The sequence below is a fragment of the Streptomyces venezuelae genome (assembly GCF_008642275.1).
Lineage (GTDB): Bacteria > Actinomycetota > Actinomycetes > Streptomycetales > Streptomycetaceae > Streptomyces > Streptomyces venezuelae_E.
On the sequence record NZ_CP029189.1, the window covers coordinates 6,590,083 to 6,613,637 of the forward strand.

At 73.1% G+C, this 23,555-nt stretch carries 18 protein-coding genes; 7 read left to right on the top strand and 11 right to left on the bottom strand.

Annotation, left to right across the window (positions count from 1 at the left end):
* Positions 1-26: 26 nt before the first annotated feature.
* Both DEJ51_RS29145 and DEJ51_RS29150 read right to left on the bottom strand, forming a co-directional pair.
* Positions 27-1,172 carry an ABC transporter substrate-binding protein gene (locus DEJ51_RS29145; protein ID WP_223836016.1) on the bottom strand — a complete coding sequence of 382 codons (1,146 nt, stop codon included), beginning with the start codon at positions 1,170-1,172 and terminating at the stop codon, positions 27-29.
* A gap of 133 nt (positions 1,173-1,305) precedes the next feature.
* Entirely contained in the window at positions 1,306-4,092 is a 2,787-nt protein-coding gene (locus tag DEJ51_RS29150; RefSeq protein ID WP_150262227.1) for a SpoIIE family protein phosphatase, read from the bottom strand.
* Positions 4,093-4,410: 318 nt separating this feature from the next.
* Here DEJ51_RS29150 and DEJ51_RS29155 point away from each other — a divergent pair, with 318 nt between their 5' ends.
* Positions 4,411-5,316 carry a class I SAM-dependent methyltransferase gene (locus tag DEJ51_RS29155; RefSeq protein ID WP_150260537.1) on the top strand — a complete coding sequence of 302 codons (906 nt, stop codon included), beginning with the start codon at positions 4,411-4,413 and terminating at the stop codon, positions 5,314-5,316.
* Here the strand turns inward: DEJ51_RS29155 and DEJ51_RS29160 are convergent.
* The gene (locus DEJ51_RS29160) at positions 5,235-6,074 is read right to left on the bottom strand and encodes a hypothetical protein (protein ID WP_190620721.1); all 840 of its coding nucleotides are present in this window, start codon (positions 6,072-6,074) and stop codon (positions 5,235-5,237) included. The genes DEJ51_RS29155 and DEJ51_RS29160 overlap by 82 nt on opposite strands.
* Before the next feature lie 139 nt (positions 6,075-6,213).
* Here DEJ51_RS29160 and DEJ51_RS29165 point away from each other — a divergent pair, with 139 nt between their 5' ends.
* Positions 6,214-6,729 (top strand): GNAT family N-acetyltransferase, encoded by a 516-nt coding sequence (locus tag DEJ51_RS29165; RefSeq protein WP_150262229.1) that lies wholly within the window; start codon positions 6,214-6,216, stop codon positions 6,727-6,729.
* A gap of 144 nt (positions 6,730-6,873) precedes the next feature.
* On the opposite strand, the gene fxlM is transcribed toward DEJ51_RS29165, so the two are convergent.
* From fxlM to DEJ51_RS29190, 5 genes are all read right to left on the bottom strand, one after another.
* The gene (gene fxlM / locus DEJ51_RS29170) at positions 6,874-9,231 is read right to left on the bottom strand and encodes a methyltransferase, FxLD system (RefSeq protein ID WP_150260538.1); all 2,358 of its coding nucleotides are present in this window, start codon (positions 9,229-9,231) and stop codon (positions 6,874-6,876) included.
* Positions 9,232-9,275: 44 nt separating this feature from the next.
* Complete coding sequence (locus DEJ51_RS29175) at positions 9,276-10,658, bottom strand: NUDIX domain-containing protein (protein ID WP_150260539.1); 1,383 nt, start codon at positions 10,656-10,658, stop codon at positions 9,276-9,278.
* Complete coding sequence (locus DEJ51_RS29180) at positions 10,655-11,461, bottom strand: class I SAM-dependent methyltransferase (RefSeq protein ID WP_223836018.1); 807 nt, start codon at positions 11,459-11,461, stop codon at positions 10,655-10,657. Before DEJ51_RS29180 ends, DEJ51_RS29175 begins: the two co-directional genes overlap by 4 nt.
* 149 nt (positions 11,462-11,610) lie before the next feature.
* Complete coding sequence (locus DEJ51_RS29185) at positions 11,611-13,083, bottom strand: NUDIX domain-containing protein (RefSeq protein WP_223836019.1); 1,473 nt, start codon at positions 13,081-13,083, stop codon at positions 11,611-11,613.
* A gap of 151 nt (positions 13,084-13,234) precedes the next feature.
* Positions 13,235-15,244 carry an ATP-binding cassette domain-containing protein gene (locus DEJ51_RS29190; RefSeq protein WP_411757362.1) on the bottom strand — a complete coding sequence of 670 codons (2,010 nt, stop codon included), beginning with the start codon at positions 15,242-15,244 and terminating at the stop codon, positions 13,235-13,237.
* 512 nt (positions 15,245-15,756) lie between these two features.
* On the opposite strand from DEJ51_RS29190, the gene DEJ51_RS29195 reads away from it, so the two are divergent.
* On the top strand, positions 15,757-16,245 hold the full coding sequence (locus DEJ51_RS29195) for an SAM-dependent methyltransferase (RefSeq protein WP_223836020.1): 489 nt from the start codon (positions 15,757-15,759) through the stop codon (positions 16,243-16,245).
* A gap of 88 nt (positions 16,246-16,333) precedes the next feature.
* Here DEJ51_RS29195 and DEJ51_RS29200 read toward each other — a convergent pair whose 3' ends face one another.
* Positions 16,334-17,581: an XRE family transcriptional regulator gene (locus DEJ51_RS29200; RefSeq protein WP_150260541.1), complete on the bottom strand. Its 1,248-nt coding sequence runs from the start codon at positions 17,579-17,581 to the stop codon at positions 16,334-16,336.
* On the bottom strand, positions 17,578-17,703 hold the full coding sequence (locus tag DEJ51_RS35640) for a hypothetical protein (RefSeq protein WP_263411721.1): 126 nt from the start codon (positions 17,701-17,703) through the stop codon (positions 17,578-17,580). The genes DEJ51_RS29200 and DEJ51_RS35640 overlap by 4 nt, the downstream gene beginning before the upstream one ends.
* Before the next feature lie 399 nt (positions 17,704-18,102).
* Here DEJ51_RS35640 and DEJ51_RS29205 point away from each other — a divergent pair, with 399 nt between their 5' ends.
* The 4 genes from DEJ51_RS29205 (at position 18,103) to DEJ51_RS29220 (ending at position 22,775) form a co-directional block, all read left to right on the top strand.
* Positions 18,103-19,464, top strand: coding sequence for a hypothetical protein (locus tag DEJ51_RS29205; protein ID WP_150260542.1), 1,362 nt, complete (start codon positions 18,103-18,105; stop codon positions 19,462-19,464).
* The gene (locus tag DEJ51_RS29210; protein ID WP_150260543.1) at positions 19,461-20,306 is read left to right on the top strand and encodes an NAD(P)-dependent oxidoreductase; all 846 of its coding nucleotides are present in this window, start codon (positions 19,461-19,463) and stop codon (positions 20,304-20,306) included. The genes DEJ51_RS29205 and DEJ51_RS29210 overlap by 4 nt, the downstream gene beginning before the upstream one ends.
* Positions 20,307-20,493: 187 nt before the next feature.
* Entirely contained in the window at positions 20,494-22,014 is a 1,521-nt protein-coding gene (locus DEJ51_RS29215; RefSeq protein ID WP_223836021.1) for a helix-turn-helix domain-containing protein, read from the top strand.
* Positions 22,011-22,775: an HAD family hydrolase gene (locus DEJ51_RS29220; RefSeq protein ID WP_150260545.1), complete on the top strand. Its 765-nt coding sequence runs from the start codon at positions 22,011-22,013 to the stop codon at positions 22,773-22,775. Before DEJ51_RS29215 ends, DEJ51_RS29220 begins: the two co-directional genes overlap by 4 nt.
* A gap of 65 nt (positions 22,776-22,840) precedes the next feature.
* Here DEJ51_RS29220 and DEJ51_RS29225 read toward each other — a convergent pair whose 3' ends face one another.
* A complete protein-coding gene (locus DEJ51_RS29225; protein WP_150260546.1) occupies positions 22,841-23,338 on the bottom strand; it encodes a LuxR C-terminal-related transcriptional regulator in 498 nt (165 codons plus the stop codon).
* Positions 23,339-23,555 lie beyond the last annotated feature (217 nt).

Sequence of the window (23,555 nt, forward strand, 5' to 3'; positions counted from 1 at the left end):
CCCGCGCCCGGCGCGGGGCCCGGCGCTCAGCTCCGCACGGCCTTGGACCAGTTGCGGTTGACGGTCTCCCTCGCCTTCTCCCGCTGCTCCTCCGTCGGGAACGTCGGCGTGCCCTCGACCGTCGGCAGATTCTGCGCGGCCGCCTTGTCGAGGGTGCCGTCCTCCCGCATGGCCTCCATGAGGACGGGGCGGGCGTAGGCGCCGAGCCGGAGGTTCTGGCCCTCGGGGCTGAAGACGTACTCCTGCCACAGACGTGCCGCCGCGGGGTGCGGGGCCTCCTTGTTCACCCCGTTGGCGTAGTACTCGGCGAAGCTGCCGTCGAAGGGGATCGCGGTCCGCCAGTCGACGTCCGCGCCCTTCTCGCGGAACTGGTCGGCGTATCCGAGGTTGAGGAAGTCCCAGTCGATGCTGATCGGGGTCTCGCCCTTCGCGATCGTGTCCGGTGAGGATTCGACCGGGTTGAAGTTGCCGTTCCGGTTCAGCTCGGCGAAGAAGTCGATCCCCGGCTGGATGTCGTCGAAGGACCCGCCGTTCGCCAGGGCCGCCGCGTACACGCCGGCGAAGGCGGAGGCGGACTTCGTGGGGTTGCCGTTGAGCGAGACCTGGCCCTTGTACTCCGGCTTGCGCAGGTCGGCGAAGGTCGACGGGCAGGTCTTCACCCGCTTCGCGTCGCAGCCGATCGAGATGTAGCCGCCGTAGTTGTTGTACCAGCGGGCGCGCTCGTCCTTCTGTTCCTCGGGGATCTGGTCGAACGCGGCGACCTCGTACGGAGCGAGCAGGCCCTGCCGGGCGGCCGACTGCGCGAACGAGCCCCCCACGTCGATCACGTCGGGGGCGCGGCCGTCGCGCCGGTGCTCCTTCAGGGCGTTGATCTCGTCCTGGCTGGTGCCGTCCGGGTTCTCCACCTCGACCTTGATCCCGTACTTCTTCTCGAAGCCGTCGATCAGCGCGCCGTAGTTGGCCCAGTCGCGCGGGAGGGCGATCGTGTTCAGGGAGCCCTCCTTCTTCGCCGCCGCCACCAGTGCGGCCATACCGCCGGCGTCCGTGGCGGAGGTGGCCACCGCGGGTGCCCTGGGTGCGGGAACGGGCTTTTCCCCGCAGCCGCCGAGGGGCGCCGCCGCGAGGGCCAAGAGGGCGGCGACGATGGCTGTCCGGAGACGAGGTGTGGGCACAAAGGCTCCATAACGGGCGGTCGCGTACCGATCGAGGCCAGCGTACGTTCGCCGACCCCGACGACGCAGTCCCGGGCCGTGGTGTCCGCCGTCTTCCCGCCGTCTGCCCTGCGGCTGCCGTAGCGCGGCGGTCTCAGAGCCCGTCGTCGTCCCACGCGGCCAGGAGTGCCTCCCCGAGGTCCATCGAGGCCGGCGCGCCGCCCTCGTCGAGCGCCTGCTCGCTCCAGATGATCTTGCCGCGGGCGGTGTAGCGGGTGCCCCAGCGCTCGGCGAACTGCGCGACCAGGAACAGGCCCCGGCCACCCTCGTCGGTGTCCGCCGCCCGGCGCAGGTGCGGCGAGGTGCTGGACCCGTCGGACACCTCGCAGACCAGGTAACGGTCGTACAGCAGCCGCACCCTGATGGGCTCGGTGCCGTAGCGGACGGCGTTCGTGAGCAGCTCGCTGAGGATGAGCTCCGTGGTGAACGAGATGTCCTCCAGACCCCACTCCGCCAGCCGGCGGGCACAGGCGTTGCGCACCGGGGACACCGCCGCGGGATCGGGGTCCACGTCCCATTCGGCGATCCGCTGCGGATCGAGCAGACGGGTACGGGCCACCAGCAGCGCGACGTCGTCGCTCGGCCGGGCGGGAAGCATCGCGTCGATCACCGTGGTGCAGGTCTCCTCCGGGGTACGGGCGGGCCCCGACAGTGCGGCGCGCAGCGCTGCCAGGCCCGCGTCCGGATCACGGTCGCGGCTCTCGATCAGCCCGTCGGTGAAGAGCGCCAGCCGGGATCCCTCGGGCAGGGTCATCGCCATGGTCTCCATCGGCAGACCCGCGCCGAGGCCCAGCGGCGGGGAGACCGGCACCTCCGGGAAGGACACGGTCCCGTCGGGGCCGACGAGAGCGGGACCCGGGTGGCCGGCGGACGCGGCGGTCACCTGCCCCGAGACGGGGTCGTAAATGGCGCACAGGCAGGTGGCTCCGGTGATCCCCTGCCACTCCTGGCCGTCGGTGTCGATGTGCGCGACCAGCTCGTCCAGATGGCTCAGGAGCTCGTCCGGCGGCAGGTCGAGGGTGGAGAAGTTGTACACGGCGGTACGCAGGCGACCCATCGTGGCGGCCGCGTGCAGACCGTGCCCGACGACGTCGCCGACCACCAGCGCCACCCGGGTGCCCGGCAGCGGGATGACGTCGAACCAGTCACCGCCCACCCCGGCCTGGGCCGACAGGTAGCGGTGCGCGACCTCGACCGCGGACTGCTCCGGCACACCCCGGGGCAGCAGGCTGCGCTGCAGGGTCACGGCCATGTCGTGCTCACGGGTGTAGCGGCGGGCGTTGTCGACGGACAGGGCGGCCCGGGCGGTCAGCTCTTCCACGAAGGACACGTCCTCGCCGTCGAACGGCGGGGAGTCCTGCGCCCGCCAGTAGCCCACCATGCCCAGCACCACACCGCGGGCCCGCAGGGGCACGACGATCAGGGAATGGATGCCGCGGTCCAGGATCTGCACGGCGTTGGCCTGGTGCTGGGCCCGCCAGCGCCGGCTGGCGCGCAGGTCCGCCTCCAGGACCGCGCCGCCGGCGGCCAGCCCCGCGGCCATGGGCCCCGTGGGCCCGAACCGGATCAGATCGCCGACGGGCGAGAGCGGGTGGTCGCCCTGGAGGCCGACCACGGCCGTCCGGCGCATCTCGGTGATCGTCTCGGGCGGCTCCTCGCCCCGCAGCACCGGGTCCAGCAGGTCGACCGTGACCACGTCGGCGAACCGCGGGACCGCCACCTCCGCCAGCTCCTGCGCGGTGCGCTCCACGTTCAGCGTCGTACCGACCTGCACCCCCGCGTCGTACAGCAGCTTCAGCCGCTCGCGCGCCACCTCGGCCCGGCCGGCGAGCGCCCGCAGCTCGGTGGTGTCGCGCAGCGTCACGACGGTCCCCGCCTTCCCGTAGGGGGCCGTGGGCCGGATGTTCACCGCCAGCAACCGGTCGGCTGCCATGTGCAGCTCGTCGGTCGCCGAACGGCCCGATGCGATCGGACCGGCGATCGCCTCCTCCAGCCCCAGGTCCGTGACGGGGCGCCCTTCCGCGTCCGCCGGCAGGTCCAGCAGCCGCCGCGCCTCGTCGTTGGCCAGCAGCAGCCGTCCGCCGCCACCGATGATCAGTACGCCCTCCCGTACGGCGTGCAGCACCGCGTCGTGGTGCTCGTACATGCTGGTCATCTCGGCCGGACCCAGCCCGTGGGTCCGGCGCAGCAGCCGACGGCTCACCAGAGCCGTCCCGCCCGCGGACAGGGCGAGCACGCCGGCCGCGGTACCGAGGACGACCGGCAGCTGCCCGTTCACCATGGTCTGCACGTTCTGGACCGTGACCGGGGAGGAGACGACGGCCACGACCTTGCCGTCGTCGTCCTTGACGGGGACCACCGACACCACCGACTGCCCCAGGGACCCGTCGAACGTCTCGGTGAAGGACCTGCCGGCCGCCGCGTCGGAGAAGGGGCCGACGACGCGCTTGCCGATCTGCTTCGGGTCGCTGTGGGCGAGGGTGACCCCGTCGAGCGAGTACACGTTGATGCCGTCCACCCCGGCGATCTTCGCGGCCGCCTGCGCGCTCGGCTGGAGCACCTCACTGGGGTGCGGGCTGTGCACGGCGGCGACGATCCCCGGAGACTCCGCGAAGGTGCCGGCGGCGGCGAGGGTACGGTGCCGGGCGTCCAGCATGGCGGAACTCCGGGCCTGCACCACGAGCGCCACGACCGCGGCGGCGACGAGGAGGACCACGACGGCCAGCTGGAGGAGGAACACCTCGCCGGCCACGCTGCGCGCGCTCAGGAGGGAAGAAAGACGCTGTGGCCGCGGCACCCGTCCCTGGGCGGGTGGGGCGTGATCCCGGCGCTCTCGGCGGTGCGCTGAGCGAGTAGGCCGAGGGCGAGCGGAGGAACTCATGGCCGGACCGAGCAGCCGGTGCCGGAGTCCTCCCGGATTTTGCTCATAGTCCATCTTCCAACCTCTGCGGCCCGTCGGCAGCGGGGCGGGGAGCTCCCTCCGCGCGGCCCGAGTCCTCCCGGCCCGTCCCGTCGCGCCGAAACCCGCCGGCGACGCACGCAGGGTAACCGGCCGCGCGCGGAACGCCGCTCACCCGATGACACGCTCAGTGACCGAAGTCGTCGGGAACCACTCGATCGGTGTCCGGAGCAATGGGAGGATCATCGTCCGGTCAGAGCACTAGCCTGCTGGCCAACCGATCGACAGGAGGCGCCGCCCATGTCCGGTGTCCACGGCGTACACCCGGAGATCCTCGACTTCTACGACCGGTCGGACGAGGCCGGCCGGTTGCACACCACGGCCACCGGAATCCTCGAACTCGAACGCACCCGGGAGCTGTTGCGCCGGCATCTGCCACCCGCCCCGGCCCGCGTCCTCGACGTCGGGGGCGGCACCGGCTCCCATGCCCGCTGGCTCAGCGAGGACGGCCACACCGTGCACCTGGTCGACCCGGTCCCCAGACACGTCGCCCAGGCCGCCGAGATCCCCGGTGTCACCGCCGAACTCGGCGACGCCCGCGCCCTGGCCGAAGCCGACGACTCCTTCGACGCCGTCCTGCTGCTGGGCCCGCTGTACCACCTGCACGAGCGGGCCGACCGGCTCACCGCCCTGGCCGAAGCCCGCCGCGTCGTCCGGCCCGGTGGCCTGATCGCGGCCGCGGCCGTCAGCCGGTACAGCCCCCTGCTCGACTACGCCGCCACGGTCCGGGACGGCGTCCGCCCCACCCCGGGGCACGGACAGCACTCCGGCGAACGCGGCTTCGCCCACGCCCACTTCCAGACCTCGGCCGAACTGCGCGGGGAACTCGTCGCGAGCGGCCTCCCCGAGCCCACCGTCTACGGGATCGAGGGACCGGGCTGGGTGGCGGTCAAAGCGATCACCAAGTACGCGGGCATCGACCTCATCGGCAGCTCCCTGTACGAGGCGGCCCTCGCCGCCGCCCGGCTCGCCGAGCCGCACCCGGCCCTGACCGACGCGTCGGCGCACATGCTCGCCGTCACTCACGATCGACCCGCCGCGGAGAGCCGCCAGGAGGGTCCCGGTCAGCGCGTCCGAAGTCCCGGCAGCAGCCCTTCCGCCGTCGTCCGCGCGGGGAGCAGCCGGGGGTCCTCCGGGTCGGCGTGAGGGCCGAGGATCTTCGCGGCGACGAACAGCGTCATCAGCCGGCCGTCCCGGCTCTCCAGATCGTCGCGCCGCTCCCGGCGGACACGGTCGGCCAGAGCCGGGACGGCGAGCGAGGCTCCCCACAGGTTCGCCGCGTCCAGCCCGCGGGGAGCCATGCCCCAGTCCTCCCAGTCGAACAGGCAGAACCCCGGCGCCGTCACGTTCGCCCAGTTGAGATCCGCATGGGCCGGACGCCAGTCGTCCACCGCCGTGTCGACACCGGGGAAGACCCGGTGCACCGTTCCCGTGACGAGGTCCTGCGTGAGGGTCTCCGTGTCCGGGGTGGCGATCCGGCTCGTGTGCTGCCCGGCCAGGGCGTCCAACGAGGCATTGAGCGAGACCCACCACTCCTCGGACACGTGCGGGTCCCGTGCCGCCACGGCCCCGCCCACCGGCCGGCCCGGCAGCAGTTCCGTCTCGTCCGCACGCCACGTCACCGGCTCCGCCGCGTCCCGCCACGCGACACCCGCGAGCCAGGCCGGTTTGGCGATCCCGCGCAGGGCCTCGGCGGACGCGGTGCCGTCGCCACCGTGGACCCCGATGCGGTCGAGTCCGCGCCGCTCGATCCGTACCCACGTACCGCGGTCCGTGCGCGCCCCCACGGACCGGCGCTTGCGCACCACCGTCCCGGGATCCAGACGTACCCCCAACGACCGCTCCACGCGGGCCAGTACGGCTTCCACGGGCTCTTCGCGCAGATCCACCGAGCGCAGCGTCATACGCCCGAACGTACCAAGTACCGGCCGCCGCGCGCCCACGACGACAGCCGTCCCGGGCCACCGAAATCCGGAGGCGCCGACCGGCCCCGGCCCAGTACGCTCCTGCGCCCACCCGCTGCAGAACGGAGCCGCACCCGTGATGCTCACCAGCGCCCGCCTGACCCTCCGCGCCCCGGAAGCCGGGGACGTCGACTGGATCACGGCCGAGCTCCAGGACGTGGAGATCCAGCGCAACACCACCGTACCCAGCCCCTACGGACGCCCCGACGCCGAGCGGTTCGTGGCCGCCGCGCGCGACCACGACGAGCCCACCACGTTCGTCATCACCACGACCGCCACCGGTCGACGTGCCGGAATGATCAGCCTCCACCGGCACCCCAAGCACGCACCGTCGATCGGCTACTGGATCGGCAGGTCCGGCCGGGGACAAGGCGTCGCGACCGAAGCGGTCGTCCGGATCTGCCGCTGGGGTTTCGAAGACCTCGGCCTGCCGGTCATCACCTGGATGGCCCGCGTCGGAAACGAGGCCTCCCGCGCCGTCGCCCTCAAGGCCGGGTTCCGGATGGAGGGCACCCTCCGCCTGCGCATCACCTCGCAGGGGCGCCTGCGCGACTGCTGGGCCGGATCCCTGCTCCCCGGAGAACTGCTCCCGTGAACACCACCGGATCGGCCCGGAGCCACGCCTACCACTACGCCGACGTCCATCTCCCGCTCCGCCAGGGCGACGAGACCCTCACCGTCAGGGCCGCCCGCCCGCCCGTCGGGGGGCCGCCTCCCGAGGGGCCGCGGCGCCGGTCGGTCACGAGCCCTCCACGGCCGCGGCGGCGGATGTACCCAGCTCGACGGGAGCCGGGAGGCGGACGTCACGCCCCGGCCAGCGGAGAACCAGGCGGCAGAGCCGCTTGTCCAGGACGTCACCGGGAGGCAGCAGGTGATCGGGGGTGCCGGCCGGGTGGACCGTCAGGACCGGGTCGGCGCCGTCGCGCACGTCCCGGTCCCAGGCCCGGACGGTGTCGGCAAGCCGTTCCGCGAGCCGCGGTCCCTGATCACCGAAGGCGTGCGTAACCCACTCCCACTCCTGCTCGGCCGGGCTGTCCCCGTGCCGGGTCTGCACATGGACGAGGTAGGCCAGCGAAGCGTCCCCGAGGATCGCCGGCGCGTCGCCGCCCTTCGCGATCCGGGTGACGCCGGTGCCCTTCTCCACGTGCGCGGTCAGCCGGCAGAAGCCGGGCAGCGTCGTGGCCGCGTACAGCTGGAGGGTGCCGAAGTAGCAGCCGTGGCCCATCGTCACCCCGGTCGCGACCTCGTGGCGCGGCCCGCGCAGCGCCTCCTCCAGCCCCGCCACGGACAGGGAACCCCCGTCCTCGAACCGGACCCGCAGCTCACCGCCGAGCAGGTCGACGGACGGGGCGGTCCGGGCATGTTCGCCCTGGGCCGGCACGAACCCGCAGTGCGTGAACTTCCGCGCGTGCAGCACGTCGCCACGCCGCTGGAAGGCGACGGCCCGGGTGTACCCGTGGATCGCGAGCGGCAGGACCAGGTAACCGCCCTCGGCGAGCTGCTCCCGCCACGCCGGGGCGATGTCCCAGACGTTGTAGGTGATCACGCTCCCGTCGAAGCCGCCCCTGGGCACGAGCGGCGCCGGGGCGCCGAGGGCCGCGTCCGCCCGGAAGGCGGTCACCCGGCCGCTGCCGGCCTCCGCCGTCAGTCTGCGGGTGCGGCGTACGACGTACGGGTCGATGTCACCGGTGACCACCCGGCCGCCCGGGCCGACGACGTGCGCGATCAGCTCGGCGTTGTACCCGCCGGACCCCGCCTCGTACACGAGCGCGCCCGGCCGCAGCCGCAGGCTTTCGATCATGTCGGCCTGGAGCCAGGCCGCTGACACCGAGCTGGTCGCGCGGCCGCTCCCGTCGCGGCGGGTGACGACGGCCAGGCCGTCCTCGTAGGCGGTCTTCAGGTTCACCTCCGGTGCGTACCGGTGGCGGGGCACCGTGCGCAGGGCCTCCCGGACCGGCTCGGAGGGTGCCCAGCCGCCCGCGATGACGGCATCGGCCATCTGCCGGCGCAGCCGGGTCGCCTCGGCGGGCTCGCCGGGTACCGGCGGCCGGTCCACGGCCAGGGGGTAGGCGTGGACCGGCGGCAGGCCGGGGACGACCCCGGGCCACATGGCGTCCAGGGCCTGCGCCGCCGGGGTGAACACGGAGCCGATGCAGGCCAGGGCGTGCAGATCGTGGAACTCCCACCGCTCGAAGAGGTCCGGCTCGCGGTTGCTCAGGGTGCCGGACCAGGCGGTGACCCGGACCACCGCCGTGAGCCGGGGCACGCCGTGGCTGTCGTCGACGAGCATGGTCACCACGTGCGCATCGCCGGGCGCGGCGGTCAGACCGGTCTCCTCCGCCAGCTCCCGCACGGCCGCGGCGGCGAAGTCCTCGGAGCCGGAGGTCTTCCCGCCGGGCAGCTCCCACATGCCCCGGGCGGACCGGCCCAGCAGGACCCGCCCGGCGGGGTCGGTCACGACGGCCAGGGCTCCGGTCAGGGCATGGCCGGTCGGCGGGCGCTTCTCGACCGCCGTGGTGTCGGCGTGGCGGGGGCCGCGCAGGACCAGGACGGCGAGCCCGTCCGCGTCCAGCCTCCCGGTCTGCTCCCAGCCCGCTCCGGCAAGCCGGATCTCGTCCTCGTCGAGAGCGATCCCGCGCTGGCGCTCCGGGGTGTCCTGCGCGGTCGGTGTGACGATCACGACGGCGCCGCCGGGCCGCAGCAGCTCGCCGAGTGCGTGCAGGACGCGGCTGCGGTCGCGCAGGAACGGGTACACCAGGCGCAGGGTGATCAGGTCGTACCTCCCGCCGCCCAGTACGGCTGGGTCGTCGCGCTCGATGTCCAGCCGCAGCCAGCGCACGCCCCGGGTGTCCGGGTGCTCCCGGCGGGCGCGGTCGATCGCGCTCCCGGCGAAGTCGCCGGCGTCCACCTCGTACCCGAGCGACGCGAGGTGGACGGCCAGTTCGCCGGTGCCGCACCCCACGTCCAGCGCCCGCCCGCCGCCGTCCGGCACGGGGAGGTGCTCCGCGAGCAGTGTCCGCTCGATTTCGCTCAGGGGCCGGAAGCCCTTGCCCTCGGCGTAGTGCCGCTGCCACTCCTCGCGGACGACGTATCCCACGGTGCTGCTCCTCGGCCGGTCTGGTTCGGTGGATGACGAGGTGTTCACGGGCGGCCCGCCCGGCGGAGGCGGAGCAGGGTGCGCACCCCGCGTTCGGTGACCTCCGGGTCGTCGTGCGTCGTGCCGTACGCGATGCCCGACAGCGCGTCGAAGGCGCTCTCGCAGTCCAGGCGGAGTTCCTCGTCGGGGGTGAGCCCCCTGCCGTACCCGTCGAGGAAGGCGGTGCGCAGGTCGGGCCGCCCGTCCCAGGTGTGGCTCAGGCGCACCATGTCGCGGGTGGCGGTGGCGTACTCCGAGCGCTCGAAGTCGAACAGCCGGAGCTCGCCGTCCCCGGTGAGGAGGACGTTGCGGTACTGGAGGTCCCCGTGCGTGGGTACGAGGAGGGGCGACGGCAGGTCCCCGTACGTGCGGGCCAGGGCGAGGACCAGGCCCTCGTCCCCGTCGGCCAGGTACGGTCGGGCCGCCTCCAGGTGGCGTTCCACCTTGCCCGCGGCCGGGGAAGGGACGCCGGGCTGCTCCGGGGCGCTCCGGTGCAGGGCGGCGGCGAGGCGCCCGAGACCGTGCTGGACGCGTGCCTCGGACGCGGGGTCGAGGACCATCCCGTGCAGCGCGCGCCCCTCCAGCGCGGTGACGACGACTGCCTGCGCCATCGTCCCGGCCGCCACCAGACGGGGTGCGTGCGCGCCGAGCGCGGGCACCCACGTCCGGTACGCGGCCACCTCGCGGTGGTGGAACCTCGCACCCCGGTGCCGCTTGAGGTACCAGGTGCCGCCGCCGGTGCCGGTCAGGCGCCACACCCGGCTGCCGGTGCGGGCCCAGGACACGTCGGCCACCCGCGCGAGCGGTCCGACTGCGTGTTCGGCGAACAGCCGCAACTGCCGGGGCAGTTCGTCGCCCCCACCGGGTGGGCCGGTGAGGAGACGGGTCCGGTCGGGGCCGTCCGGCACGTACGCGACGGTGTCCTGTGGCTGCTGGAAGTGGACGGCTGCGGGCCGTTCGGCGCGGTACGCGTCCAGCCCGGCCCGGCAGTAGGCCACCATCGGCGCCGGAAGGGCATCCAGCGGGTACCAGTCCATGCCGTCACAGCGGTCGGGTTCCATGATCCGGGGCTGCCCCGACCACCTGCGTACCTCGAAGAACACACCGAGGCGGCTACGGGAGCCCGTGGGCGGGTGGTGGTGCACGGTGACGGCCGCGGTCACGTCCTCCGTCGCGATGACGACGCCGGTCTCCTCGTAGGCCTCGCGGATCACCGCCTCCACCATGTTCTCGCCCGGGTCGAGATGACCGGAGGGAAGGTGCCACATGCCCGTCGCGTAGACCGGTCCCGCGCGCCGGGACAGCAGCACCTGCGGGCCGCCCCCGCCGTCGCGGCGCAGGACGAGGTGGACGTCGACCGGCACCGTGTGCCGGGTCCCGCCGCTCACTGCGCGGCCTCTGGCCGGCGTGCGAGCAGGACGGTGAACACGCCTTCCTCACGCAGGACTTCGTCCCGGGCCCGCCGTTCGAGAAGCACCCGGGCCTGCTCCTCGAAGCGGGCGTGGTCCGCGAAGAGTCCGGGCCGGGCGAAGCTGGTGGACCGCAGGTACCCCAGCACCTCGCCGACCGTCCAGGCACGTACGAAGGGGAAGCGGTGCTCGGTGATCTCGCTGAAAGCGGAATCGGCCAGGTCGTCCTCGTAGCGGCGGGCGGGTTCACGGTAGGTGCCCGTGCTGCCGGCCCGCCGGTCTGTTCCGAGGTGCGACTGGATCAGGCCCTTGAGTGCGGCGGTCCAGGCGGCCTCGTGGGTCCACAGGCTGCCGTCGCCCATGATCGCGACCGGCGCGGCGGGCGCGGCCACCCGGTCGGCCAGGGCGAGCACGGCCGGGCGGTCCATCCAGTGGAACGCCCGGCAGCAGGTGACCAGATCGGCCCGGTACCCCGCGAGCGAGGGCGTGAACTCCTCGACGGGGACGGCGTGCACGGTGGCCGTGCGCGTGCCGAGGCGCGGGCCGAGCTCGTCGAGCGCGGTGCGGAGCATCTGCTCGTCCCGGTCGACGAGGTCGATGCGGGCCGCGGGAGGCAAAGTGGGGAGCATGGCGAGGGCGACCTGGCCGGTGCCGGCGCCGAGGTCCAGCAGCCGGGGCTCACCGGCCCCGGCCAGTTCCGACGCCAGGAGCCGGACCACGTCGTCGGGCAGTCCGGGCCGGTAGCGGGCGTAGTGATGGTGCACCGAGTCGAACAGGGTCACGTCTCTCCGATCGTCTGCGCCGGCTCGCCGGGGGCCGGGCCGGGGCTGGTGGCGGGTGTCAAGGACCTGGGGCGGGGCAGGCAGGGCACGGCGGTCTCCCGAAGGCCCTGGTCGACGGGCATCAGGCCGGGCGGGTCCCGGCGGGGCGGTCACGACCAGCCGAGTTCGGTGTAGGGACGGCCGGCCCGGATGCCCTCGATCGCGGCCCGCGTGTACGGGACGATCGGGTCGGGAAGGGCGTCCGCGGGCCACCAGCCCCAGGAGACGCACCGGTCCGGCTCCCGCACCTCCGGTGTCCCCGTCCACCGCCGGGCACGGAAGACGAACCCGATCCGGGGCGTCGCGCCGGGCTCGTCCACCGTGTGCACCACGTGCACCAGCTCGACGTCCTGCGGATCGATGAGCAGCCCGGCTTCCTCCATCGCCTCCCTGACCAGGCAGGCGATCGCGGACTCCTGCTCGCAGTGCCCGGCGAGGAAATGATGGGTGGAGCCCGCGTACGCGGAGTCGGCGTGCCGCAGGCCGAGCAGCACTTGCCCGTCGCGCTCCAGGTACAGGTGCACACCGACGATGTGGGGAACGCCGGAGCCGCCGGCCCCGGACCCGGCCGGCCCGGGCGCGCGGGGCCGGTCGACCGCGGCCCGGTCGCGGGACGCGTACTCGGCGTGCCCGCGCACCCGTTCCAGGGTGGCGGGGCTCAGCCGCAGCCGGGGCATGGCGTCGGGGTGGAACCAGCCGAGCACCACGCCTTCGGCGAGGCGAAGGCCGGCGGGGTCCCCGTCCCACCGCGCCGTGAAGATCTGGACCGGTACGCTCAGACCGTCGGCGCCGGTGAGGAGCTCGACGGTTAAGGGCTCCAGGGCGGCCGGCTCGAACCCGGCCTTCTCCCGGAGCTCCCGGCGGAGGGCGTCTTCCTGCGAGGTGTCGCCCGGTTCGCGGCCACCGCCGAACAGGGACCACGCTCCCCCTTCCCGGATGCCGGGCAGGGCATCGCTCCGGTGGAGCAGATAGCGGCCGTGGCCGTCGTGGATCAACGCCGAGGCGTTCACCGGTTCGATCCGGCCGTCGAGCGCGGAGGCGCACAGCTTGGTCCGCAGGGTCGGGGACCCGACCTCGTCGAAGGCGAGCCACTCGGCGGCCGAAACCTCCTCGGCCTGCACCGTGATCTCCGCGTCGTCGTGGACGAGCGTGAGGACGAACCGGAAGTCGTAGTGCTGGTGGGCGCCTTCGCCCTTGGACGGGTTGGCGTCGATGTCGTGGACGTCGATGTCGAAGGGCTGCGCTCCGTACCCGGCGGTGGCGCACAGGGCCCCGGGCGGGATGCCGGCCTCCTCGTGGACCTCGCGCAGTGCCGCTTCCAGCAGGGTCCGGTCGCCCGCCTCGACGTGCCCGCCCGGTGCCAGCAGCTTGCCGGTGGCGTTGTGACGGACGTGCAGGACGCGGCGCCGGCGGTCCACGACCACGGCGCTGCAGGTCACGTGGCCGGGCAGGGTGGCACGGCTCGTGGGATCACCGCAGTCGTCCAGCGCCCTCAACAGGGGTGCCAGAAGCGGTGCTTCGGCCGGATGGCGGTCCAGGTAGGCGGCGACGAGAGCGTGGATGTGCGAGCGGGTGGGCGACAAGACGGGCCTCACTGTCAGGGGATGCGGAAGACGACGGGACGCTGACGGTGGAACGAGCCGCGGCAGGAACGGCACCCCCCAGGACGACGTGCGGTGGGCACGGCCACCGCGCGGTGGCGGTGGACCACGGCCGAGGTACCGGTCGTCGCCCTCATGCGAGGTCCTCGGCGGACAGCGAGTCATGGCCCCCGGCGGGCTGCGCCGGGATCGCGGCATCGAAGGCCGCTGCCTGGACCTGGTAGGCGCCGCGGAAGTCCCCCGTGCCGGTCGCCGGGTTCATCAGCTCCTCGAAGGTGCCCGACTCCGCGACCCGGCCGTCCTTGAGCACATGGATGAGGTCGGCGTGACGCACGGAGTGCAGGCGGTGGGTGATCAGCACGATCGTCCGGCCGGTGTCGGCGGCCAGGGCCCGGATCTGGTCGAAGACCCGCTGCTCCGCGACCGCGTCGAGGGCGCTGGTGGGCTCGTCGACGATCAGGATCTCGGCCTGCCGGTACGCGGCCCGGGCGATCCCGATGCGCTGCCACTGGCCGCCGGAGATCTGGTGACCGCCGCGGTAGCCGCGTGCCAGGAGGGTGCCGAGCCCGCGCGGCAGGTCCGCGAGGACCCGGTCGGCTCCGGAGAATGCGGAAGCCGCCTCGACGGCGTCGTCGTCGATGCTCCGACCCGGCTGGCCGATGCCGACGTTCACCCGGTAGGTGAACGGCCAGTGGTAGAAGTCCTGCGACATCAGCGCCACCCTGGCGAAGACCTGATCGCGGTCTGCGGTGCCCGCGTCGACGTCGTCCCACCAGATCGTCCCGCCGCCCTCGTCGGGCAGGTACAGGCCGGACAGCAGCTTGACCAGCGTGGACTTCCCGGAGCCGTTCTCACCCACCAGCGCGATGATCTTGCCTGTCGGGAAGGCCAGGCTGACCTCGTGCAGGGTCGGCTCCGGTGAAGTACCGCTGCTGCCGGGGTAGGTGAAGGTGACCTTCTCGAACCGGATCTCCCGCAGCCGCTCGGGCAGCGGCCGCCCGCCGGTCGGGATGGCCCGCGCTTGCGCCTCCCGGCACAGCCGCTCGAAGTCGGCGACGAACAGGCTCTCCTGGTACAGCTCGGTGATCTGCAGCACGAGCGTGTCCAGACTGGCGGCGCCGCTGCGGATGGCGAGGACGGCCGTGCCCGCCACCGCGAGATCCATGGCACCGCCCCACAGCAGCAGTCCCAGCGCGCCGTAGGTGAGCAGGGTGGCGATGCCGCTCGCGCCGTCAGCGGCGAGACCGATGCGCGCGGCCCGGCGGGCCAGCCGGGTCTGCTCGCGTTCGCTGGTCTCGGCCATGGTCCGGAAGTGGCCCAGCAGGAACGGGCCGACGCGGTGGATGCGGACCTCCGCCGCCGCCTCCTTCTGGGTCAGCAGCTGACCGAGCAGGTGCCCGGCCCGCGCGTGCTGGACGAAGGCGTGGAAGGAGACGTACTTCTGACGGGAGATCATCAGCGAACTCCACGCGCTCGGCAGGGTCATCAGCACGAGCAACGGCAGCAGCAGCGGGTGCAGGACGGTCAGCACGCCGGCGGCGGCGATCAGGGACACGCCCGCGTTCAGGGTGTTGGTGCAGTAGCGGATCATGCGCCGGGCGGAGTCGGCACCGTACCGGGCCGCGTCCAGGAGCCGGTGGAACTCGTCGTCCTCGATCGCCGAGAGCTCCGTCCGGTGCACCAGGCCCAGGTACTGCTCGGTGGCCACCCGTTGCACCTTCGGCTCCAGGGCGCCGGTGGCCGCCGTCGACGCCGAGCGCAGCAGCGACCCGACGAACGCGGTGACGGCCACGAGCACGAGGGACGGCACCGCCCGGGTGAGGCGCTCGTTGGTGCTGCCGTCGGCGAGGACGTGGCCGAGCACGCTGTTGACGGCGACCAGGCCGACCGCCTGGACGATGCCGCGACCGGCCTCGGAGGCCAGGACCACGCGCAGGGCCCGGGCATCGGCCAGGTTCGCGAGCCGCACTCCGGTCCCCACCAGACGCGGCAGCTGACGGGCCATGGTCCAGAGCCCGAGCTTCAGCCAGGCGCCCTCGTGCTGGTCCCAGCCGATGTCGTAGGCGAGCTCGCCGCCGAAGAGGAGCCGCTCGGACTCCGACACCCCCGCGGTGCCGGATCCGGCCGTCGGGTCCTGGCTCACGCGGCCCTCCTGGTATCCGGGCGTGAGTCGCGGCCACGGGAGGCAGGGACGTCAACACGGTGCCCGCACGCGGGTCGGGGACACGCGACGCACTCGGGGTGTTCGATTGCGGCGAGGGTGCCGAGTTGGTTCTGCAGGGGATTCACGGGTCCTCCGGATGGGCGCACGGCTGGTACTGGTGCTCTAAGAACGGCTCCCGATCGGGCGAGTCACGGTCGGATCGGGGGCGAAATGGTGAACGAATGTTCTGGTCGGTCTGGACGGGCTTGGCGCGCTTGTCGTGCCGGCGTTGAAACTCGCTCGAACAGGGTCCTGTCACCCGCACGGGGGATTGCGGACTCCGGCCCGAGTGCGAGGGCGGTGTCCGCATCCGCCGACTACGGCCCACCGCCGGTCCGACCGGAGGCCCGTCCCCTACGGCGAGCCGCCGGGTACGCTGACAGGGCCGTGACAGCCGGGGCCCGTTCCGGAGCGGTGACCGGCCCGGCCCGGTCGTCGCAGGGGAGGATTGCGTGCACGACCCGATCACGCTGGAGGCCGTGGCCCATGTCGTCGGCGGCCACCAGGAGCCGGCGGACGACTACCAGGGCGGAGTCGAATCGATCATCCGACTGCGCCCGGAGCTCCCCCTGGACACCTTGCAGGGCCTCGACTCGTTCTCCCACCTGATCGTCACCTGGCACTTCCACCTCGGCTCCGACGCCGACCTCCACCTCGGAGCCCGCAGCCCGAGGAACAACCCGGACTGGGAGCCCACCGGCACCTTCGTGCACCGCAATCACAGGCGCCCCAACCGCATGGCGACGTCGTTTCCCCGGCTGCTCAAAGTCGACGGAAGAGACCTGCACGTCACCGATCTCGACGCCGTGAACGGAACCCCGGTCTACGACATCGGGCCGTACTTCGAGCAGATGGCACCCCGTGGTCCCGTCACCGCCCCGGCCTGGCCCGCGGAGATGCTGGAGCACTACTGGGACCCCGCTGCCGAGCGGCCCGCGTAGGAGCCCCTCCAGGGCGGCGGGCACGCGCGCGTCGACCTGATGCCGACGCGCGCGTCGCCCTGATGCGTACCCCTGGTGCCGGAGTCCGTCAGGCAACGGGCCGCATGGCTCGGGCCTGGTCCCGGAAGTCCTCTGTGATCGGCCTGCCGGGGAACCGCCTCCGCAGGTCGAGGTCGAGCTGGTGCGCGCGGTCGAGGACGGCGTCGACCACCCTGACACCGAGCAGGGCTGCCCGGCCGGCGCGGACGGCCTCGTCCGGATCGCCCAGAGCGGCATGGGCCAGCGCGAGATCAAGTCCGGTGACGGCCAGACGCGTGGGGGCGGCGGCGGGCGCCACCATCGACCGGTACTGGCCGATCGCGGCTGTCGCCGCGTCGTGAGCCTTCTGGGGCCTCCCCAGCCAGAGGAAGGACGAGGCGTTGAACGAGTCGATTCCCACACGGTCGAACCCGAAGAGCCCACTCCGGCACTGGGGAAGTGCCGGACGGTGTGCGTCGGTGCGCCGAGCCGCCTCCTGGTAGCCGTCCTCGTCACCCAGACGCGCGTGGGCCCGGGCCAGCTGGGCCGTCAGCCGGTAGGCGGCGTGACTCCCGCGGGGGGCCACGGCCAGCCCGCGGGTCGCGGCGGCGAGCGCGTCCAACGGACGGCCGTCATAGAGGGTGTCGGTCGCGAGGACGTCTTCCGCCCATGCCGTCACTTCGGGTGCGTCGGACTGGTGCCCGTGGGTGCGCGCGTCGGCGGCGAACGCCGCCACAGCCTCGTGATCACCCGTGTCGTGCGCGATCCAGGCGAGGACGACGGACAGCATCCCGGCGTGGCGCGCGATCTCGCGGCCCTCGCGCAGGGTGTGACGCCGGTGGTGCAGCAGGGTGTGGGCCGTCTGCCGGTGCCTCATGGCCGAATCCCACAGACTGCCGGGAGGGCGGTTGGGGTAGGCGGCGGTGAGTTCGTGGACGGCCAGATCGAGTTCGGCGACATCGGAGGGCGCCAGTTCCGAAGAGGTGGCGTGTCGCGCGAAGGCACGGGCGACATCCACGGCGCCGAGACCGGCCGACGGGGGCAGGGTGCGCGGCAGCCCCAGATCGGCTGGTTCGACGATGCATCCACGGAGCCTGGCGACCGTCTGGGCCAGGAACTCCGGGAGGGGTTGCCGCGGTACCTGCCCGTCGTTGATCCAGTGGCCGATTCGCGTGCGGTCCGGCCGGAGGTCGGGACGACCGTTCGCCTTGGCGGTGATCCACAGTTCGCGGGCGAACTCCGCATAGCTGAGGCCGGTTTGCCGGACCCACCACCACAATTTCTCGTTTCGGCGCTCCGCCGACGTCCCGGAACTCACAGGGTCCACGCCTCTCGGGCGACGGAGCGTTCCGTCTGTACGGCACCCGTCGCGGGCGGCAGCCCGCCCCGGTGGCCCGGGCCGGTGTCCGGCCGCGTAGGCGGTTCCGTCTGAGCGGTCATGTCGTGGTCCTCTCCGAGGGGCGGGCGGTGTTCCGGAACGGCTTCGAGGACGGCACCCGCCCCGCACCCACCGTGCTGCGTGCGCCGGGCGGCACCGGTGGACGGCGTGGCCCACCGGCCCCGCAGGTGTGGTGACCGCCTCGGCGCCCACGCCCGCTGCAGCGGCGCCGAGGCGGTGGCTTCTGTGAAGACGGAGAAGCACCGGACCCGAAGTCTGGCGCCCGCGGCGTGACGTGACGAGTGCCCCGGCCATGTCGTGTCGGGTCGTGTTCGGACACGGTTGTGCCATGTCGGGCGAGAGCTGGAAAGCATCCCAAAGCAGCTGTCGGGAAGCCGAGTTGCTGTTCTAGCGTGATGCCGTCCGGCAGGCGTCGGGCCGGCCGGGAAAGGTGATCGGGAATGGAAGAATCCGAGCGGACGCTGTTCCAGCGGCTGATCGTCGAACGCGACTGGCAGGACTACGACCGGTTCCTGCCCCGCTTCGAGCAGGCGGCGAGAGACCTCGCCACTCTGGAGGGGCCGCCCAACCTGGCCACGGTCACCATCGAGAAGCGCCAGTTCCTGCGGTGGGCCCACAACGACGTGCGGACCCTGCCCCGCCGCGAGGCGCGGCGCGTCCTGGCCCACCTCTTCCGGCCCTTCACGGTGGAGACGCTGTTCGCCCCGGCCGGAGCGGGCCAGGACGCCCCCGCCGCCCTTCGTGCTGCACAATGCGGTACGGAACACCCTGCCGCGATGGAGGACGCAGTGACGGCCGCAGCCGAGGAATCCGCCGGTTTCGCGGCCCGCGTCGAGGCCAGCAATGTCGGACCGCACACCATGGAACAGCTGGAGGCCGACCTCCGGCGCATCGTCACCACCTACCCCAACCGGCCGGTCGGCCCCTTGTTCGAAGAGGTACGGGCGCTGCGCGACCGGGTCTTCGAGAAGCTGGAGGGCCGCCAGACGCCCAGCCAGACCCGTGACCTGTACATGGCTGCGGGGGTCTTCTGCGGCGTCCTGGCCAACGCCAGTTTCGACCTCGGCCGGTACTCGGCCGCGGAGACCCAGGCCCGCACCGCCCACATGTGCGGCGAACTCGCCGGTCACAACGGCCTGCGCGTCTGGGTCCGCGGCCTGCAGGCCCTGATCGCCTACTGGGACGGCCGTCCCGGCGACGCGGTCCGCCTCGCGGACTCCGGCCGGGGGCTGGTACCGGAGGAAGGGACGGCCCATGTCCGTCTCGCGAGCATCAGGGCCCGCGCGCTCGGCCAGCTCCACCAGCCCGCCGCGGCCCTGGCCGCTCTGCTGGAGGCCGACGCGATGCGCGAGCGGCTCGGCGGGGCGGACGACCTCCCCGGCGGCATGATGGCCTTCCCCCGGGAGAAGCAGCTCTTCTACGCCAGCAGCACCCACTTGTGGCTCGGAGGCAACGAGCACCTCAGCGACGCCGAAGCCGCCGCCGACGAGGCCGTCGCCCTGTTCGAGAGCGCACCTCCCGAACAGCGCCGCCTCGGCGAGATGTCGCTCGCCCGCCTCGACCTCTCCCTGGCCCGCCTCGGCCGCGGAGACGTGGAGGGGGCCGCCCACCAGGTGCACGAGGTCCTGCAAGTCCACGCCCGGCGTGGCACGGAGAGCGTCCGCAAGCGCCTGGGCCACCTCCAGCGCTCGCTCAGCGCGCACCCGGCGGCCACGAGCCCCACCGCCATCGGCCTGCGCGAGGCACTCGCCGACCACCATCAGCACGACCCCCTCTCCCTGCCGCCCGGAGGAACCCGTTGACGACCCTGACGTTGCTGCACCCCGGAGCGATGGGCGCCCCGCTCGCCTCCTGGGCCGTCGCCAACGGCCATCAGGTCCTGTGGGTGGCCGACGGCCGGGGCCCCACGACCCGCGAGCGCGCCGACCGGGCCGGCCTCTGCGCCCGGCCCGGCCTCGCGGACGCGTTGCGTGCCAGCGACATCGTCCTGTCCGTCTGCCCGCCGCACGCCGCCGAAGACGTGGCCCGCTCCGTGGCCGAGCTCGGCTACGGCGGCCTCTACGTGGAGGCCAACGCCATCAGCCCCGCACGCCTGGACGCCATCAGGTCCCTCCTCGGCCCGAACCCGGTCCTGGACGGCGCGATCATCGGCCCGCCGCCCGTCGACGGCAAGGAGGCCCGGCTCTACCTGTCCGGCCCCGAAGAACACCAGCTGCTCGTGCGGGGGGTCTTCGAGGGCACCGGGGTGAAGGTCCGCGACGCGGGCCCCCGGCCCGGATCCGCCTCGGCCCTGAAGATGGCGTTCGGCGGCTACCAGAAGGCAGCCCGCACCCTGGCTGCCGTCGCCCACGCGCTGGCGGACGACCACGGCGTCGGCGACCTGCTCGCGGACGAGGCCCGTACGATGCCCGGAGCCATCCTCGCCGACCGCGCGTACATCCCCAGTGTGGCCGCCAGGGCCTGGCGCTGGGCCCCGGAAATGCGCGAGGTCGCCGAAACCCTGCAGGCGGCCGACCTGCCGCCGCAGCTCGCCCGGGCCGCGGCCGAGGTCATGGGGCGCTGGGACGGGGACAAGGACAGGGGCGACCTCACGCCGCGCGAGGCACTCGACCACCTCCACGGCACCTCCACCCACGGGCGGTAGCGGCAGCGGGTGGGCGACGACAGGGGCCGGGACCAGCTCGCAACTAGCCCTGTATGACGACTGGTTGAGGCACCAGGGTGATCCGAAAACATCGGGCGTGCACACTCCGGGAGTGATATCACCGAGGTGATCTCGCTTATCCGCCTGCTCTTTCGTGCCGGGAGCGGTCCCGGCTTGGAGGCAACACGTGGTCCAGCACGCGCCGCGGCACTGCGATCAGTGCGGCTGCCGGCTCAGCCAGTACAACCCGGACGGACTCTGCGCGGCCTGCACCCGCGCCCGGGTTCCCGAACTCCCCCCACCACTGGTCGTGCCGGACCGGGTCTGGCAGGACGCCGACGTCCGACAGGCCTTCGCGGCCTTGGACTTCGGCGAGGCCAGCCGTCTGATCAGGCAACGAGGCGCACTGCGCCAGGAGGACGTGGCCGAACTCACCGGACTGAGCCAGGGGTTCTTGTCCATGCTGGAGTCGGGCAGTCGTCGCCTCACCAACATCGACAAGATCATCGAGTTCGTCGCAGGCCTCGGCGCTCCCACCGAGCTCGTGCGGCTCCCGCTTCCCCGGTCGTCCGGGGCGGCTCCGCCACCGCACGCGGAGCAGGCGACAGGCGATCTCGACCCGACCCTGCCGTGGACCGCCGCCCGTATGGTGGCGGCACTGGACCACGCGGTGGGAGGCAACGTGATAGACCGCCGGAAGTTCGTCACGGTGACGGGGATCGCCCTCACCGCCTACGTCCACCACTGGGGCACGGCCGAAGCCGAGCCCCTCCGGCGGGCCGCCGACGGCAGCAGGCTCTCGGCGGACCTGCTGGACAGTCTGCAGGCGACCACCGACCGGCTGCGCATCATGGACGCCGGCGCCGGCAGCGGCACACTGGGCGAACTGGGCGACGCACACCTGGAACTGCTGAGGCGTCTCCTGCGGAAGGCGTCGTACACGGAGGACATCGGCCGGCGCCTGGCCGGCATCGTCGCCGACACCGCCACCCAGACCGGCTGGTTCGCCTTCGACTCCGGACGGCACGACCACGCCCAGCACTACCTGCTCGCGGCGCTGCGAGCCGCCAAGGTCTCCGGCGACGACCGCCTCGGCGCCGGCGCCCTCTCGTACCTCGCCGTCCACGGCTACTCCACCGGCCGGCCGCGTACGGCGGTCACCGCGGCGCGGGCCGCCCGAGAGAAGATCAAGACCCTCGGCACACCTGCCCTCGAAGCCATGCTGCTGACCAGGCAGGCACGGGGCCACGCCAAGCTGGGCGAACGGCAGGCAGCCCTCACCGCGCTCGGCGAGGCCGCCGAACTCTGTGCCCGCGGACGTTCCGCAGCGGATCCCCACTGGCTCTACTGGATCAACGAAGGCGAGATCCACGGGCAGGCCGGCAGCGCCCATCTCGACCTGGGCGATCCGCCCGCGGCCGTCGCCGGCTTCACCGCGGCACGCAAGGCACTGAACCCGGCGGACCAGCGCACCAACGCCCTGTTCCTCTCACGTGCTGCGTCCGCGTTCCTCAGGCAGGGCGAACTGGAGGCGGGGTGCTCTGCGGCGCACCAGGCGCTCGACCTCGCCGTAGGGCTCCAGTCGGCCCGGCTCAACGAGCACATCGACGCGATGGTGGGCGAGCTCGCCCCGTTCGGCCGGGACCCGTACGCTCGGGACCTGACCGACCGCGCCGCCCTCGTGACCCGGACCCGGAGCCGCACGTGACCCAGACCCGGCAGACCCTCGTCCTGTGGGACATCGACCGCACACTCCTGTACGTCGGTGACGTCGACCGGCAGGTCTACCGGGAGACGTTCGCCGAGGTCGTCGGCCGCCCCGCGGAGCACCTCCCGGCCCGCGGCACCGGCGTCACGATGCCGCTGGCGATCCGGTCGCTCCTCGTCGACAACGGTGTGCCGGAGGCGGACGTCGCCGAGCTGCAGCGGCGGATGGTGGAACTCCTGCCCGCACGCCTCGCGGCACACGGTCAGGATCTGCGGGAGCGGGGGGTCCTCCTGCCCGGTGCCGCCGCCGCCCTGCGCGCCGTGCACGAGCATCCCGGTCTCGTCCCGACCGCCGTGACCGGAAACCTCAAGGCGAGCGCGCTGCTGAAGCTCGCCGCCTTCGGCCTGGACGGCATGCTGGACCCGGAGATCGGCGGATTCGCCTCCGACGACCACCACCGGCCGGCGCTCGTCGCCCTCGCGCAGAAGCGGGCCGGGGCGAAGCACGGCACGACGTTCAACCGCGCGAACACCGTCGTCATCGGTGACTCTCTGGAGGACGTCCGTACCGGTCGTGAGGGCGGCGCGGCGGTCATCGGTGTGGCGTCGGGGAAGACGACGGCCACCGAGCTGAGCGACTCCGGTGCCGACCTCGTGCTCGACTCGCTTGAGGACGTCGCACGGGTGCTGAGGGGCATCTGCGAGCTCACGGGCACAGGTACGAGCGTGCGTACGGGTACGGGCACCGGCCGACGACCGTAGTCGGCCGCGGTCCAGGGGGGAGTGTCGGGGCGCCGGGCGAGGTGGTGGCCCGACCGTCCGCGGACCTACTGCGGCGATCCGCGGCGGGACGCCGGTCGGTCGGCGAAGCCGACGGGCCCACGGGACGCGTCGAGCACGCCGTACTGCCAGCCCAGCGTGATCAGATGGGGATCGTTGGAAGCCGTCCACCGCTTCCGGAGGCCACGCAGTCTCTTGCCCACGACATCCGTCGAGTAGTGGCAGAGGCGGCCCGTCTCCGCCAGCCCGGCGCCCAGGGCCAGACCCCAGAGGATCGTCCGCTCGACCTCGTCCGCCGTCGGCGCCGGTGCGATGGGGTCGGGACGGGGCAGCTGCCCCGTCGCGTAGCAGACGTGGATGAGTGCGGTGCGGGAGGACACGCAGGCCCTGGTGTTGCTGTCGGACATCTGGACGTCCACGGTGGCCTTGGAAAGCCCCAGGTCGGCCGCGACCTGGACGCTGGACATGCCGAGGGCCACCTTCGCGGCGATGCGGAGCTGAGCGGGGGTGAGCAGGGGGGTGACGGTGCTGGGGCGTGCGGCCATGGTTCAGGTCCTCTCATGGGGCGAGCAGCGGACATGGATGCGGAACTGCGCGTTCGGCTCTGCGGGGCCGCTCCGGCCACCCCGGGCGTGCGGCTGCGCGGCCGCCTTCGTACGCGCCGTGGCGTCTCATGCGCCCGGGGGAGCCGGGCCGGTGCTCAGGACGCGCGGATCCGGGCGTCGAGCACGGAGGCGCCGGCCAGGATGTCCCGTGCGTTCC